Source organism: Flavobacterium aerium (assembly GCF_030766725.1).
GTDB classification, from domain to species: domain Bacteria; phylum Bacteroidota; class Bacteroidia; order Flavobacteriales; family Flavobacteriaceae; genus Flavobacterium; species Flavobacterium aerium.
In genome coordinates, this window is the sequence record NZ_JARQWR010000016.1 from 1 (window position 1) to 18,511 (window position 18,511).

General features: G+C 37.3%; 3 protein-coding genes. All 3 read right to left on the minus strand.

Going from position 1 to position 18,511, the window contains the following annotated elements; translation table 11 throughout:
* The coding region (locus P6733_RS17420) for a type IX secretion system membrane protein PorP/SprF (protein ID WP_306354238.1) at positions 1-177 on the minus strand (177 nt) is incomplete at its 3' end.
* A 40-nt stretch (positions 178-217) separates the two neighbouring features.
* Positions 218-17,857 carry a T9SS type B sorting domain-containing protein gene (locus P6733_RS17425; RefSeq protein ID WP_306354237.1) on the minus strand — a complete coding sequence of 5,880 codons (17,640 nt, stop codon included), beginning with the start codon at positions 17,855-17,857 and terminating at the stop codon, positions 218-220.
* Between the two features lie 364 nt (positions 17,858-18,221).
* Positions 18,222-18,511: OmpA family protein (locus tag P6733_RS17430; protein ID WP_306350423.1), on the minus strand; the 290-nt coding region annotated here is incomplete at its 5' end.

Below are 18,511 nucleotides of genomic sequence, written 5' to 3' on the forward strand. Positions count from 1 at the left end.
TAATCCTACCCATTGGGTTCTGTGTAAACCGAAGATACTCATCACTCCTCGTGAACCTGCATAGGCCGGGTTAATATTCACCGTATTATACATATATTGTGTGTACTGCGCATCTTGTTGTGCGTAAGTACTGATACACATTAGAAGTAAAACCGAAGATATAAATTTTGCTTTCATCTATTATGGTTTTTTATATTATTAGGATTAATTTTTATAATTAATTGATGTATAGGTATCCTGCTTTTTCTTTTCCAGTACCATTGGTTTTTCTGTATTTCAGAACATAATAATATGTTCCTGTCGGTAATTCTTTAGGTTGATTTATTGTCGTTCTTCCTTCAGATAATCCTCTGAATGGTCTGGTAACGTTATCATATTTCTCAGCACTAAAGACTAATACTCCCCAACGGTTGTAAATTTCAAGCGTATTATCTGGATATCTTTCAATTCCTTTAATAAAGAAGGTATCATTTTGTCCATCTCCATCTGGTGTAATACCATTGTATATTACTACATCACAATCTACTGGGCTGTTATCAAAATCACAAGGGTCTTTAATCACAATTGTAATTATTGCAGTTGCACAATTGTCTGGATTAATCTTATCACAAATTTGATATTCTACATGGTATATACCAACTGCTGATCCGCCTGGAACTTGAATGTTTCCGTCCTGATCAATTACTATACCATTGAGTCCATCGTCATTCGTAATTGTAACAATTACTGTGCCTGCCGTGACTACAGCTCCATTTAATGTATCATTTCCAAATGCATTTCCAATAGTTCCTCCCGTACCTCCATTCGTTGGTACTGCACTAAAGTCATCATCGTTCGCAATAATAATCGATTCTATTACAGTAACTGTTACTATAGTAGTAGAACAATTTGCAGGATTGGCTATTTCACAAACCTGATACGTTATCGTGTAAACTCCGGCTGGTGTATTTGGTAAAACATCTACAGTTCCATCACTATTAACTGATAACGGACCATCTATCACTGGAGTTATTGTCACAGTTGAAGGATCAATTGGATTTCCATTCAATAAATCATTCGTTAAAACATTAACTACATTCATTCCTCCACTAGCTCCGTTGATTGGACCAGCAGTATCTGGATTTGCGATAATAACATTTACAGGAATTGGTGTAGAAGTCGATGTATTATTATTTGGTGTTGGATCTTTTTCACCACCATTTACACTGGCTGTATTAGCATAAGAACCTGCGGCATTAACTATAGCTGTAATATCTATAGTCGCAATACCTCCGTTTACTAATGCTCCTATTGTCCAAAGTCCCGTTACATTATTATAAACTCCTACTGATGGTGCAGAAGACACAAAAGTATATCCTGAAGGTAGGACATCTGTCACTACAACTCCTGTCGCATCATTTGGCCCTGCATTATTCACTGTTATAGTAAACACCACGTTGCTTCCTACAGTTGGCGTATTCGTATTAATTGTTTTTAAAACACTTAAATCTGCAATTAATGCTGGTATCGGTGTAGAAGTTGATGTATTATTATTTGGTGTTGGATCTAGTTGGTCTCCAGTAGTTATAGCAGTATTAGCAAAATTACCTGTAGGATTTACAGTAGCTGTAATCACTAAATTTGCACTCGCTCCATTATTTAATCCACCAATAGTCCATAAACCACTTGTATTATCATAGGTTCCAATGGATGGAACAGCTGAGACAAAAGTATATCCAGAAGGTATTATATCTGTAACCTCAACTCCTGTAGCATCACTTGGTCCAGCATTATTAACTGCTAGTGTAAATACAACTGTACTACCCACATCTGGCGTAGCATTATCTACTGTTTTCACAATACTTAAATCTGTTATAGGAACAGGCACTGGTGTTACTGTAGAAGTATTATCATCTGGTGTTGAATAGGTTTCCCCTTCAATAACGATTGCTGTATTTGTATAATCTCCACTCACATTTACTGTAGCTACAACAGTTAATGTAGCATTTGATCCATTATTCAGTCCTCCTATAATCCATATACCGTTTGTATTACTATATGTTCCTACTGATGGTGTTGCCGAAACAAAGGTATAACCAGTAGGTAATGTATCCAATACTGCTACGTTTGTTGCATTGCTTGGTCCAGAATTATTAACTATAATCGTAAAGACTACATTACTACCTACATTTGGAGCAAGATTGTCTGCCGTTTTTATAACACTCAAGTTCGCAACTGGAACTGGGTCTGGCGTAACTGTGGAAGTATTATCATCTGGCGTTGGATCGATTTGATCTCCTGTGATCGTAGCTGTATTTGCGTATACCCCTGCTGCATTTACTGTGGCAGTAATAGCTAACGTGGCACTTACTCCATTATTAAGTGTACCTACAGTCCAAAGACCGCTTGTATTATCATAGGTTCCAATTGATGGAGTAGCCGAAACAAAGGTATATCCTGATGGTAATACATCGGTAACCTCAACTCCTGTAGCATTACTTGGTCCGGCATTATTTACGGTCAATGTAAATATTACATCGGTACCCACATATGGCGTTAAGAAATCAACTGTTTTCACAATACTTAAATTTGTAATCGGTACTGGTATTGGTGTAACTGTCGATGTATTATCTCCAGGTGTTGGGTCATTTTCACTACCTCCAACAGTTGCTGTATTAGCATAGTCACCTATAGTATTCACAGTAACTGTAATGGCTAATGTTGCGTTAGCCCCATTGTTAAGCACACCTACAGTCCAAAGACCACTTGTACTATCATACATACCTGCGGATGGTATTGCTGAAACAAAAGTATATCCAGAAGGTAATATATCGGTAACCTCAACACCAGTAGCATCACTTGGTCCTGCATTATTTACAGTTAATGTAAATATTGTAGTACCTCCAACATTTGGCGTAGCATTATCAATTGTTTTCACAATACTCAAATTCGTAACCGGAACTGGCACTGGCGTTGATGTAGAAGTATTATTTCCTAAATTTGGATCATTTTGATCTCCTGTAATAGTTGCTGTGTTAGTATACATTCCACTCGCATTTACACTTACAGTAATATCCAATGTTGCTCCTACTCCATTATTCAATCCACCTATACTCCATATACCATTCGTATTATTATAGGTTCCAATTGATGGAATAGCAGATATAAATGTATAACCTGCTGGAAGTACATCTGTAACTACAATTCCTGTCGCATCACTTGGTCCTGCATTATTTACCGTTAACGTAAATGTCACAGTACTTCCAACATCTGGTGTAGCATTATCGACTGTTTTCACAATATTTAAATCCGTGATTGCTATAGGAATTGGTGTTATTGTAGAAGTATTGTCTCCAGGAACAGGATCCATTTCATCTCCCGTAATTGTTGCTGTGTTAGCATATATACCTGTGGCATTTACAGTTGCAATTATATTCACTGTTGCAGTTGCTCCTTCGCTTAATGCTCCTAATGTCCAAATTCCAGTGACTGTATCAAAAGTACCTACTGTTGACATTGCTGAAACAAAAGTATATCCAGATGGTAGCAAATCCGTGACCATGACATTTGTAGCATCACTTGGTCCTGCATTATTGACTGTTAATGTAAATGTTACATTGTTGCCTACATTTGGTGTAACATTATCTACCGTTTTAACAATGCTTAAGTTTGCTACAGGAACTGGCACCGGCGTAGATGTCGAGGTATTGTCTCCTGGTGTAGGATCCGTTTCTGTACCTGTAATTGTCGCTGTATTTACATAATCTCCACTAGCATTTACTGTTACAGTAATATCTAATGTCGCAGTTGCTCCATTCGTTAATCCTCCAATGACCCATTGACCATTTGTATTATCATACGTCCCTGTTGAAGGTATAGAAGATACATAAGTATAACCCGATGGTATCAAATCATTGACGATTACTGCTGTCGCATCACTTGGTCCTGCATTATTTATGGTCAATGTAAATACAATCGTACTTCCTACATTTGGTGTAACATTATCTACTGTTTTCACAATGCTTAAATTTGTAACTGGAACAGGTATTGGTGTAAATGTTGACGTATTATCACCTGGAATAGGATCGGTTTCAACACCAATAATTGTGGCTGTATTAACATAATCTCCATTAGCATTTACTGATGCAGTTATTTCTAATGTTGCCGTTACTCCATTATTTAATCCTCCAACTGTCCATAAACCATTTGTATTGTCATAGGTTCCAACTGATGGTGTAGCTGACACAAACGTGTAACCAGATGGTAGTACATCCGTTATCTCTACTCCTGTAGCATCACTTGGTCCAGTATTATTAATTGTTAGGGTAAATATTATTATACCTCCAACATTTGGTGTGGCATTATTTCCTGTTTTAGTAATACTCAAATTGGTTATTGGCACAGGAATTGGCGTAACTGTCGAAGTATTATCCCCAGGAACAGGATCCATTTCTACTCCAGAAATTGTAACCGTATTGGCATAATTTCCTGTCGCATTTACTTTTACCGTAATAGCTAATGTGGCACTAATTCCATTACTTAATCCACCAACGGTCCATAAACCACTGGTATTATCATACGTCCCTATAGAAGGTATTGCTGATATAAAAGCATAACCCGATGGTATCATTTCTGTAATTTCTACTCCCGTTGCGTCACTTGGCCCTGCATTATTTATTGTTATTGTAAAGACCACATCACTTCCTACATCTGGTGTAGCATTATCTACTGTTTTTACAACACTTAGATTTGCCACAGGAACAGGTATTGGTGTTGATATTGCAATATTATCAATATACACCGGTTCATCTTGATCTCCCGCAGTTATTGCAATGTTATCATAATCTCCCGTTGCATTTACTAACGCTGTAACTGACATCGTTGCATTTCCACCCATATTCAACCCGCCTATAGTCCATACCCCAATTGTATCATCATAGGTTCCAACTGATGGTGTCGCTGAAATAAATGTGTACCCGGATGGTAATGGATCAAATACAATTACTCCAGTTGCATCACTTGGCCCTGCATTATTTATTGTTATCGTAAAGACTACATTGCTACCAACATTTGGTGTTGGATTATCCACTGTTTTTGCAATATTTAAATCAATTATTGGTGTCGGAATTGGTGTTGATGTTGCAGTATTATCTGTTAGTATTGGATCTACTTCACTTCCAGTAACACTGGCAGTATTTGCATAATCCCCTGTTGCATTTACACTCACAACAATATCTAACGATGCATTTACTCCATTAACCAAACCTCCAATAGTCCAGATTCCTGTTGAGTTATCATAGGTTCCTATTGATGGTGTCGCAGAAATAAAAGTATATCCTGATGGTAAAGTATCTGTTACAACTACATTTGTAGCATCACTTGGCCCTGCATTATTTACCGTTACTGTAAATACAATAGTATCTCCCACATTCGGAGTAACATTGTTTGCAGTTTTTGCAATATTTAAGTTGGTTATTGGCACAGGAACTGGAGTTGATATAGATGTATTGTCCCCTGGTATAGGATCTATTTCAGTACCAGAAATTGATGCCGTATTACTATAGTTACCCGAAGCATTTACTAATGCTGTAACATTCAGTGTAGCACTTATTCCGTTATTTAACACTCCTACCGTCCAAAGACCTGAAGCATTATCATATGTTCCAGCAGATGGTGTTGCTGAAACAAAAGTATAACCCGATGGCAACAAGTCAGTGACCACAACATCTGTAGCGTCACTTGGTCCTGCATTATTTATTGTTAAAGTAAATACTACTTCGCCACCTACATTTGGTGTAGCATTATCTACCGTTTTTACAATGCTTAAATTCGTTATTGGAACTGGTACTGGGGTCGATACAGTGATATTATCCAAATAGTTTGGTTCTTCCTGGTCTCCTACAGTTGCCGCGATATTATCATATTCTCCGGTTGCATTAACGGTTGCAGTAATATTTAATGTTGCACTTGCTCCCATATTTAATCCACCAATAGTCCAATATGCCGTACTATTGTCAAATACCCCTGTTGATGTGGTCGCTGATACAAAAGTATAACCAGTAGGTAATGGATCTGCTGCTAGCACTCCTGTCGCATCACTAGGACCAACATTATTTACTGTAATCGTAAATACAACATTACTGCCCACATTTGGCGTAGCATTGTCTACTGTTTTTACAATATTCAAATCAATTACAGGTATTGGTACTGGAGTAGATGTTGCAGTATTATCTGTCAATATAGGATCTAATTCATTTCCAGTAACATTGGCATTATTTACATAATCACCCGTAGCATTTACATTTACAGTGATATCTAATATAGCATTTGCACCATTGGCTAATCCTCCAATAGTCCATATTCCTGTTACATTATCATAGGTACCAACAGATGGTACAGCTGTACCAAAAGTGTAACCTGATGGTAATAAATCCGTAACTACAACATTTGTAGCAGCACTTGGCCCTGAATTATTTACGGTCACTGTAAATACTATATCGCTTCCTACATCTGGTGTAATATTATCCACAGTTTTCGCAATATTCAAATTGGTTATTGGTACTGGTACTGGAGTTGATGTAGATGTATTATTACCTGGCGTAGGGTCTGTTTCTGCTCCAGTAATTGTTGCTGTATTTGCATATAAACCTATTGCATTAACACTAGCAGTTATATTTAATGTAGCTGTTATTCCATTGTTTAATGCACCTAAAGTCCAAATACCCGTTCCATTATCATACGTTCCGGCAGAAGGATTAGCAGAAACATAAGTATAACCCGAAGGCAACATTTCTGTTACTATCACATTTGTAGCAGCACTTGGTCCTGCATTATTTATTGTTAAAGTGAATACTACTTCACTACCTACATTTGGTGTAGCATTATCTACCGTTTTCACAATACTTAAATCCGTAATTGGTGTTGGAATCGGTACCGATGTAGATGTATTATTACCTGGAACTGGATCCGTTTCTGTTCCAGTAATTGTTACTGTATTCGAATAATTGCCCACTGCATTGACCGTTGCCGTAATTTCTAATGTGGTACCTACTCCATTATTCAATGTTCCTATATTCCAAATACCAGAAGTATCATTATATGATCCACTAAATGGATTAGCAGAAACAAAAGTATAACCCGAAGGCAACATTTCTGTTACTATCACATTTGTAGCGGCACTTGGCCCTACGTTATTTACCGCTAATGTAAATATTACATTAGTACCTACATTTGGTGTACTGTTGTTTACTGTTTTTACAATACTCAAATCTGTTATTGGTGTTGGAACAGGTGTTACAGTTGCTGTATTATCCGCAGGTACAGGATCTATTTCAGCTCCTGCAACATTGGCTGTATTAACATAAATTCCAACGGCATTTACTGTAGCTGTAATAGTTAATGTTACGTTTCCTCCATTGGTTAATCCTCCTACTGTCCAGATTCCTGTTGAATTATCATAGCTTCCAACAGATGGTATTGCTGAAACAAAAGTATAACCTGTCGGTAATGAGTCTGTTACTACAACATTCGTAGCAGCACTTGGTCCTGCATTATTCACTGTTAATGTAAACACCACATTACTACCTACATTAGGTGTAAGATTATCCACTCCTTTGGTAATACTCAAATTCGTTATCGGTACTGGTACAGGAGTAATTGTAGATGTATTGTCTCCTAAAGCAGGGTCTGTTTCATTCCCTCCAATTGTAGCTGTATTTACATAACTACCTGTAGCTTTTACTTTAACAGTAATGGCTAATGTAGTTGTTACACCATTTGTTAAAGTCCCTACCGTCCAAACCCCTGTTGCATTATTATAAGTTCCTAATAATGGATCTGCTGACACAAAAGTATAGCCCGCCAGTAATAAATCATTTACAACTACTCCAGTGGCGTCGCTTGGTCCTGCATTATTAATGGTCAGCGTAAATACTATAGTATCCCCCACATTTGGTGTTGGATTATCTACTGTTTTAACCACACTCAAATTCGTTATTGGAACTGGAACTGGCGTAACAGTTGAAGTATTATTTGTGGTAATTAAATCGGTTTGAGATCCAGTAATTGTTGCCGTATTTGCATATAAACCTATTGCATTAACACTAGCAGTTATATTTAATGTTGCATTGGCACCATTGGCTAATACTCCTACTGTCCAGACTCCTGTTGCATTATCATAAGTACCAACTGATGGTACTGCTGAAACAAAAGTATAGCCCGATTGTAATAAATCATTTACGACTACTCCAGTAGCATCACTTGGACCAGTATTATTAATGGTCAACGTAAATGCAACATTACTGCCCACATTTGGCGTAGCATTGTCTACTATTTTAACAATACTCAAATCCGTAATTGGGGTTGGAATTGGTATTACTGTTGCTGTATTATTACCCGGTACAGGATCTGTTTCATTTCCTGTTATTGATACAGTATTGGCATATGGTCCTGTTGCATTCACAGAAACATTTATAACTAAAGTACCACCCGCACCATTCGCTAAAGCGCCAATAGTCCATAATCCAGTTCCATCATTGTACGTTCCCACTGATGGTACTGCCGAAATAAAAGTATAGCCTAAAGGCAAAGCTTCATTAATTTCCACCCCTGTCGCAGCACTTGGTCCTGCATTATTTACCGTTAATGTAAAGGCAATATTAGTTCCCACATTTGGTGTTGGATTATTAACGGCTTTTGTTATTGATAAATTAGTTTCTTTATTAATTATCGTATTAATAGTACTTTGATTATTGGCTGTATTAAAATCTATTAATGTTATTGGCAATGCTACTGTTGCAGTATTACTAATCGTAGTAGCTGTTGTAGCTGGGTTTATTGTTCCATCAATCGTAATTAATATATAATTTGCTGAACCAACATCAATATCAGCAGTGGTCATTACATTGGATGTTGTTCCATTTGTATTTCCTGTAATGGTTGCTGTTCCAAAACTTGCTGCTGACCAGTTTATATTTTGTATATCAGATGGGATGACATCATTAATAACCAAATCCTGTGCTGATCTTGGACCTGAATTACTCACCTTTATAGTGTACGAAATTGGTAAACCTGCAGTAGCGGTTTGAGGACCATTTTTTTCTATAATTATATCTGTGGATTGATTCACTGCTGTTGTAACTGAACTTTCCATATCACCATTGGATGACACAACTACGGTATTCGTAAATACAGCTGCGGCATTTGTACCTACAACTCCTTGTACATGCAGTGTAATCGCTGTTAGTGGATTTCCATCAGCTGGAATATTTCCACCTGAACTTGTAATCGTATTGGTTGTTCCACTGATGTTTCCTGTTACAGTTGCACCTCCATCAACAACGATATTCCAATTGGAAACTATTACAGAATTTGGTACGTTATCTACTATTGTTGCATTGGTAATATCTCCTAATCCACCATTTGTTATTACAATTGTATATTCTATTGGATCTCCAATATTAACAATACTTGGCCCACTTTTCGAAACTCTTAATGTAGGTGTATTATTAACTACTGTAGGAACAGTACTTGTATTTGATGTTAAATCTGGATCTGTAACTGGGCTTCCAACTGGCAAATCTGCTGTTGCTGTATTTGAAAAAGAACTTCCATCTACAACAGCAGGATTTACAATTCCTGTAATTACAATCTCAATTACCCCAACTGATGCTGGAATATCACCGGTAATATTAATATTTCCGGCACCGCTCAATGCACTTACTGTTGCTCCATTCTGAACTGTTGCAGACCAAGTTGGAGATATAATTTGAGTTGGTATAATATCTTTAATTTCTACCCCAGTAACATTACTTGGGCCATCATTAACAACTCGTATTGTATACGTAATCATTTCACCTGCTCCAATATTTGCTGGTCCAGACTTCGTTATACGAACATTTGCCTCTTTTGTAGCGTTTGTTATTACGGTACTCGTTGCAGGCGTTGGATCTGTTACACCTATTTCAGGAGTAGCTGTTGCTGTATTTGATAAAGAAGTACCTAAATAACTTGGGTCCAATACACCAGTAATGGTAACCGTAACTTCAGCTGTTCCAATAGGAATATTGGCTGATAAATTAACATTCCCAGTTCCATTTGAAGCTCCATTGATACTTGCTCCATTTTGTGCCGTAGCAGTCCAAGTCACTCCATTAATTCCTGATGGGATAATATCATTAATTGTTACATTACTCGCATTCGCTGGGCCTGAATTTGTTACTTTTAAAGTATAAACAATACTATTACCCGCAACAATTGTTGAAGGTCCTGTTTTTTGTATATGAAGATCTACATCTCTACTGATTACAGTAATAACTGTATTTGAGCTCACAATTGGACTTCCTGTAGCTGTAGCCGTAGCCGTATTTGACAACGAAGCAACCAACGACGATGCTGGAATTTCACCTGTAATATTGATTACAATTTGGTTTCCTGTGCCTGCTGGGATATCTCCCGTTACTGTTACATTATTTCCAGTTCCAACAGCCCCAGTCAAAACTGTAGCCAGCCCTTGGGCAGTTGCTGTCCAACTTACATTTGCCAGCCCTGCTGGAACAATATCGGATATGATTTCTCCAATCGCGTTTCCTGTACCATCATTACTAACATTTAATGTATAATTTACAACTGACCCAGCATTTGCAGTAGCTGGTCCTGTCTTCATTATTTTTACATTTATTGGATTAGGGGTTACTGTCGATGTATTATCCGTTGGAAATAAATCAACTTGATCTCCAAAAACGGTTGCAGTATTAGTATAAACACCAGATCCATTAACTGTAGCAATTAAGACTAAAGTTTCATTTGCTCCATTTATTAGTGCTCCAATTGCCCAGACTCCTGTTCCACTTGTATAAGTCCCTATAGATGGGGTTGCTGAAACAAAGGTATAACCTGATGGTAATAAATCATTTAATATAACTCCTGTAGCATCACTTGGACCTGCATTATTTACAGATAAAGTAAAAGTGACATTACTGCCTACATTTGGCGTAGCATTATTAATTGTTTTATTAACATTTAAATTTGCTACTGGCACTGACAGTGGTGTAACAGAGGATGTATTGTTTCCTGGTACTAAATCGACTTGATCTCCACTAACAGTAGCTGTATTTGCATAAATACCAGAAGCTCTAACCGTAGCCGTAATTTGTAAAGTTTCACTAGATCCATTCGTTAAAGCTCCTATAGTCCAAATTCCTGTACCATTATCATACGTTCCTGCTGTAGATGATGCCGAAACAAAAGTATAACCTGATGGCAAAATTTCGTTTACCAAAACTCCCGTGGCATCACTTGGGCCTGCATTATTTATAACCATAGTAAAGACAACATTACTACCTACATTCGGTGTATTATTATCTGAACTTTTAATAATACTTAAATCGGTAATCGGCGTTGGTATTGGTGTTACAGTAGATGTGTTATTCGTTAAATCAGAATCGGTTTGTAAACCTGAAATTGTTGCAATATTGGCATAGGTACCTGTCGCATTTAGTGTTGCAATAATCACTAAAGTTGTACTCATTCCGTTATTCAATGTTCCAACAGTCCAAATCCCTGTACCACTGTCATAAGTTCCTACAGCGGTATTTGCAGAAATAAATGTATATCCAGATGGTAATAAATCATTAATCAAAACTCCCGTAGCATCACTTGGACCTGTATTATTGATCATCAATGTAAATACTACATTACTACCAATATTTGGTGTATTATTACTTACCGTTTTCACCACACTTAAATTAGTGATTGGAATTGGTAAAGGTGTAATCGTTGATGTATTATTTCCCGGTACAGGATCGGTTTGTGAACCTGAAATTATTGCGGTATTAGTATAAGTACCCGCTGCTTTAACAGTTGCAGTAATAGCTAAAGTAGCACTACCTCCGTTATTTAAGGCTCCAACAGTCCAAATTCCTGTACCATTACTATATGCACCTACAGACGGTGTAGCAGACACAAAAGTGTAACCAGATGGTAATAAATCATTTATAGCAACTCCTGTAGCATCGCTTGGACCCGCATTATTAATGGTCAGCGTAAATACTACATTACTGCCTACATTTGGTGATGAATTATCAACTGTTTTTACAACGCTTAGATTCGCCAAAGGCACTGGTACTGGAGTAACGGTAGAAGTGTTATTTCCCGGCACTGGATCAGTTTGTGTTCCTGAAATTGTGGCGGTATTAGCATAGGTACCTGTAGCGTTTACTGTTGCAGTAATAGCCAAAGTAGCACTACCTCCATTATTTAAAGCTCCAACTGTCCAGACTCCTGTGCCACTTGCATAACTTCCCACTGATGGGGTAGCTGATACAAAAGTATAACCTGATGGTAATAAATCATTGACTACAACTCCCGTAGCATCGCTCGGACCTGCATTATTTATTGTTAAAGTGAATACTACATTACTACCTGCATTTGGTGTTCCGTTATTTACTGTTTTTACAACACTTAAATTCGTTATTGGTACTGGTACTGGGGTAATTGTTGAAGTATTATTTCCCGGTACTGGATCAGTTTGTGAACCTGAAATTGTTGCTGTATTGGTATATACTCCCGTTGCATTTACTATTGCTGTAATGGCTAACGTCGCATTTACTCCATTATTTAAGGCTCCAACAGTCCAAATTCCTGTACTACTTGCATAACTTCCAACCGATGGTGTAGCTGACACAAAAGTATAACCAGAAGGCAATAGATCATTGATTACAACTCCCGTAGCATCACTTGGACCTGCGTTATTGATCGTCAATGTAAATATTACATTACTACCTACATTTGGTGATGAATTATCTACTGTTTTTACAACACTTAAATTCGTTATTGGTACTGGTACCGGAGTAATTGTTGAAGTATTATTTCCTGGCACTGGATCAGTTTGTGTCCCTGAAATTGTTGCGGTATTAGTATAGGTACCCACTGCTTTAACAGTTGCAGTAATAGCTAAAGTAGCACTACCCCCGTTATTTAAAGCTCCAACTGTCCAGACTCCTGTTCCACTTGTATAAGTTCCTACTGAAGGCGTTGCTGATACAAAAGTATAACCCGACGGTAATAAATCATTGACGACAACTCCTGTAGCATCACTTGGACCTGCATTATTTATTGTTAACGTAAATACTACATTACTACCCGCATTTGGCGCGGTATTATCTACTGTTTTTACAACGCTAAGATTTGTTAAAGGTACTGGTACTGGAGTAACTGTAGAGGTATTATTCCCTGGCACTGGATCAGTTTGTGTTCCTGAAATTGTAGCTGTATTGACATACACTCCTGTTGCTTTTACCGTAGCGGTAATAGCTAAAGTAGCATTAGCGCCATTATTTAAAGCTCCAACTGTCCAAACTCCTGTCCCACTCACATAAGTTCCAATCGATGGTGTAGCTGATACAAAGGTATAGCCCGATGGCAATAAATCGTTGACTACAACTCCTGTTGCATCACTTGGACCTGCATTATTAATAGTCAACGTAAATACTACATTGCTACCTACATTGGGAGTTCCATTATTTACTGTTTTTATTATCCCTAAATTAGTTACTGGGACTGGGACTGGGGTAATTGTCGAGGTATTATTCCCAGGTATTGGATCGGTTTGTGTTCCTGAAATAGTTCCTGTATTAGCATACGTTCCTGTCGATTTTACTGTTGCTGTAACAGTTAAAGTAGCGTTACCTCCATTATTTAATGTTCCGACAGTCCATACTCCTGTTCCACTTGCATAAGTTCCAACAGATGGTGTAGCCGATACAAAAGTATAACCGGATGGTAATAAATCATTCACGACTACTCCCGTAGCATTACTAGGTCCTGCATTATTGATGGTTAATGTAAATATTACATTACTACCTACATTTGGAGTCGAATTGTTTACTGTTTTTACAATACTTAAATTCGCTATTGGAACTGGTACTGGGGTAATTGCCGAGGTGTTATTCCCAGGCGTTGGATCGGTTTGGTTTCCGGAGATTGTGGCTGTATTAAGGTATGTTCCTGTTGCATTTACTGTAGCGGTAATAGCTAAAGTAGCACTACCTCCATTATTTAAAGCCCCTACAGTCCAAACTCCTGTGCTATTTACATAAGTTCCTGCCGATGGAGTCGCTGATACAAAAGTATAACCGGATGGTAACAAATCATTGACTACAACTCCTGTGGCATCACTTGGACCCGCATTATTGATTGTCAATGTAAATACCACATTGCTACCCACATTTGGTGATGAATTATCAACTGTTTTTACAACACTTAAATTTGTCAAAGGTATTGGAGCAGGTGTTGAAGTAGAAGTATTATTCGAGGTAACTGGATCCGTTTGATTTCCAGTTATTGTAGCTGTATTCGCATAGGTACCTGTTGCTTTTACTGTTGCTGTAATGGCTAAAGTAGCAGTAGACCCATTGTTCAATGCACCAACTGTCCATACACCTGTTCCACTTACATAAGCTCCAACAGATGGTGTGGCCGATACAAAAGTATAACCGGATGGTAATAAATCATTCACGACAACTCCCGTTGCATCACTTGGACCTGCATTATTAATGGTCAACGTAAATATCACATTACTACCTACATTTGGTGATGAATTATCAACTGTTTTTACAATACTTAAATTCGTTATTGGAACTGGTACTGGGGTAATTGTCGAGGTGTTATTTCCTGGTGTTGGGTCCGTTTCTGTACCTGAAATAGTTCCGGTATTGGCATACGTTCCGGTAGATTTTACTGTAGCTGTAATGGCTAAAGTAGCACTAGATCCATTATTCAATACTCCTACAGTCCAAACTCCTGTACCACTTACATAACTACCTACAGATGGTGTAGCTGATACAAAAGCATAGCCCGATGGTAATAAATCATTGACTACAACTCCTGTGGCATCACTTGGACCTGCATTATTAATGGTTAACGTAAATACCACATTACTACCCACATTTGGTGATGAATTATCAACTGTTTTTACAATACTTAAATTCGCTATTGGAACAGGTGTCGGTGTAATAGTTGACGTATTATTGGAGGTAACCGGATCCGTTTGCGTTCCTGAAATTGTAGCTGTATTGACATACACTCCTGTTGCTTTTACCGTAGCGGTAATAGCTAAAGTAGCATTAGCGCCATTATTTAAAGCTCCAACTGTCCAAACTCCTGTCCCACTCACATAAGTTCCAATCGATGGTGTAACTGATACAAAGGTATAGCCCGATGGCAATAAATCGTTGACTACAACTCCTGTTGCATCACTTGGACCTGCATTATTAATAGTCAACGTAAATACTACATTACTACCTACATTGGGAGTCGAATTATTTACAGTTTTTACTATTCCTAAATTAGTTAATGGTACAGGTACTGGCGTAACTGTAGAAGTATTATTACCCGGTACCGGATCAGTTTGACCACCAGATATTGTTGCAGTATTTGCATAAATACCCGTTGCTTTCACAGTTGCCGTAATCAATAATGAAGCATTAGATCCATTATTTAAGGTACCAACAGTCCATACTCCTGTCCCACTCACATAAGTACCTACAGATGGAGTGGCTGAAACAAATGTATAGCCAGAAGGTAATAAGTCATTTACGACAACCCCAGTAGCATCACTTGGACCTACATTATTGATTATCAATGTAAATACTACATTACTACCTACATTGGGAGTTGAATTATTTACAGCCTTATTAACACTTAAGTCGGTTTGTAATGCAAACGGTATTTGTACATGCCCAATGGTTGTACTTTCAATATTTGCATTGTCAATTGCAACAAAAGGTATATCCACTGTCACTGCTCCACTAATTGGGTCAACAGTTATAGTTTGTGTTGGAGTTCCTGTTGCATTGGTAGGAACAGTTACTCCTCCCACAGGAAACGTTGTTGAGGTATAGGATACTCCATTAATAACAATTGAAGTTACATTAGTAGGAAATGATGTAATTCGTATTCCTGTTAATGTACCATCAGGATCTGAACTGACAAAAGAAGTTAAAGGAATATTTACCTGTGTTGTTCCTCCCGGATTAAACTGTCCAGATACGGTTGTAGTGGTCGCATTCGGTTTTTGTTCTATCCCAAAATTTGCATTGGCAACTAGAACAGCATTTGTTATTGTAATAGAAGATAATATTCCATTTGGAGTACCATCTCCAGCTGCAGTTGTTCCCTCTCCTGTATTTACCCAATTTGTAGGTAAGCTAACCGCAGGAGCAGCACTTCCTACTGTACCTGCAGTAGTTGATAAACGAATTGTATACGTTCCATTTGGAATATCTGAAAAGGAATACGTTCCATTCGTTGCAACTGCGGTAGATGCTACAACATTTCCTCCGCTATTCACTAATACTGCATTTACACCACCCGCATTTGTCCCTGTTCCATTAATACTACCATCGGTCATACCATTCACATCCAAAAACACTATTCCTTGAACAGATAAATTGGTTAATGCAATTGTATAATCTTCTGTTTCACCACTAGCAAGTGCCATTGAGCTTCTTTCATCTACTGATGTTGCTGGATTATCTGTTAATATTGCTGGATCTGATCCCGAAATTCTAAATCTTGCAAAGGATGATCCAGCATTCTTAGGAATTGTAGATAAATTCCAACTCATAGCAACATTTGTAGTTGTATTTGTAGCTGTAAGTGTACTGGTTGAATATTCTTCTGGCTCAAAAGTTCCATTTCGATTAAAATCAACCCAAGCCATTATATAAGCCGTCCCTGTAAAATTTTTAAATGCTGGTATATTTAATGAATAAGTCGATAATGCTAAATTCACTGTTGGTGGTGATGTTGCAAAAGCATCTTCATCATCAACTCCTGTATTATCATCAACATTAGCTAATAATCCTGGTGTTACTGGATATGTTCCATCATTATCTCCACCAGTATTCCCTAAACGAGGACTTAAAGGTACATCTAGATTTCCTTCTGTAATTACTCTTGTTGAATTTGGAGCACCTCCTACTCCAGTACTTAAATAGTAGTCTCCAGCTGTAGTTGGTGGGTTATTACTCCCCCCTGTAATAGACGGAGCAAAGAAATTACTTGCTGCTCCATATGAAATTGGTGCATCACCATAATCCTGATTTGCGATAATACCTAAAGCAACTGCCGATTTACCTCCTCCTTTTAATACGATATTTGTTGTTAGAGGGTTACCCGAAGTTGTGTTTTGCATTGTTGAGTACAATAATGCAACGTTTGAAGGACCACCTCCCATTTGCATTTGCGCAGTCAGATTACTATTGGAAAAAGTGATTTTTCGTAATGAAGTAGAGGATTGAATTTTACTTTCTAGTAATTTCCAAACTGTCCCATTCGTAGTTCCTTGACTATATTCGGTTCCTGCGGCTGCATCTTCTTCTGCACTAGCAAAAACAAGTCCTAAATCAAAAGGTTGTCCCGATAATCCTGCATAAGCTCTTACTCTAAAGTTGGCTGTTAATCCATCTTGTGAACAAGTTAATGCATTCGCAAGTGTATTTAAACCTCCTGACCCTCCTATATTATAAACTTCGTCCATCCCATCTCCAACCCAAGTTCCAGGAATGTAACCTGCTAAACGCCCTAAATTTGAACTTGTACCTGTAAACGAAATATTATCGATTATAACTGTTACTGCAATTCCATTAATTGTAAAGTTTCTGGTTATTGATTGTCCAGCAGCAACATTACTTACTGTTGAAAAATTCAACCAATAAATCTCATTCTTATAGCTACCTGTTCCTCCTGTGGCCTGCATGGCATTTTGAGCTACACTTGTTTGAGTTATGAATAAAGAAAAAAGAATAAGAAAAAATCTGAATACTAAATTTATATAACTTTTATTCGATTTTTTAAACTGAGTAAAGTTGTTCTTCATAACTATTTGGGGTATTATTTATTAAAAAGAGCATTCCTTTATCGCCTAGGTTCGCGATTTTTCATGTTAAAGTTATGCAAAATTCATATACATTAAACAAAAAATAGAATTAAATTTCCGTCAAAAAGCACAAAATAATCGATTAACTACACTTATTTAGTAAATAAAACTAAAGCATTGCCAACAAATCATACCTATAATAAAAAGTATAATTATTTAAAAAACGTAATCTTTAAAAAATGGAAAAACTCCTAGATGTAGTAAAATATACATCTAAGAGTTTTTTGATTATTCTTTTATTTATACAAAAAATGCCTAGAAATAATTTCTAAGCATTTTTTATAATCATATTTATTTTACTTTATTACATTTCGGTAATAATAAACTCACTTCTTCTATTGGCTTGATGTTCTTCTTCTGAACAAGGAACACCATCACTACATTTGTTGACTAATTGTGATTCTCCATATCCTTTGGCGGTGAGTCTGCTTTTATCAATTCCATTTTTAATCATGTACTCCATTGTTGATTTAGCTCTTCTACTGGAGAGTTTCTCATTGTAAGAAGCTGTTGCTCTACTATCGGTATGCGAACGAATATCAATCTTCATCTTTGGATATTCTTTCATCACAGAGATAATCTTAGCTAAGTCCA

What these genes read in the sequence shown, in the direction of transcription:
- P6733_RS17425 (WP_306354237.1), bottom strand. Translation starts at nt 17,857, where the DNA reads ATGAAGAACAACTTTACTCAGTTTAAAAAATCGAATAAAAGTTATATA.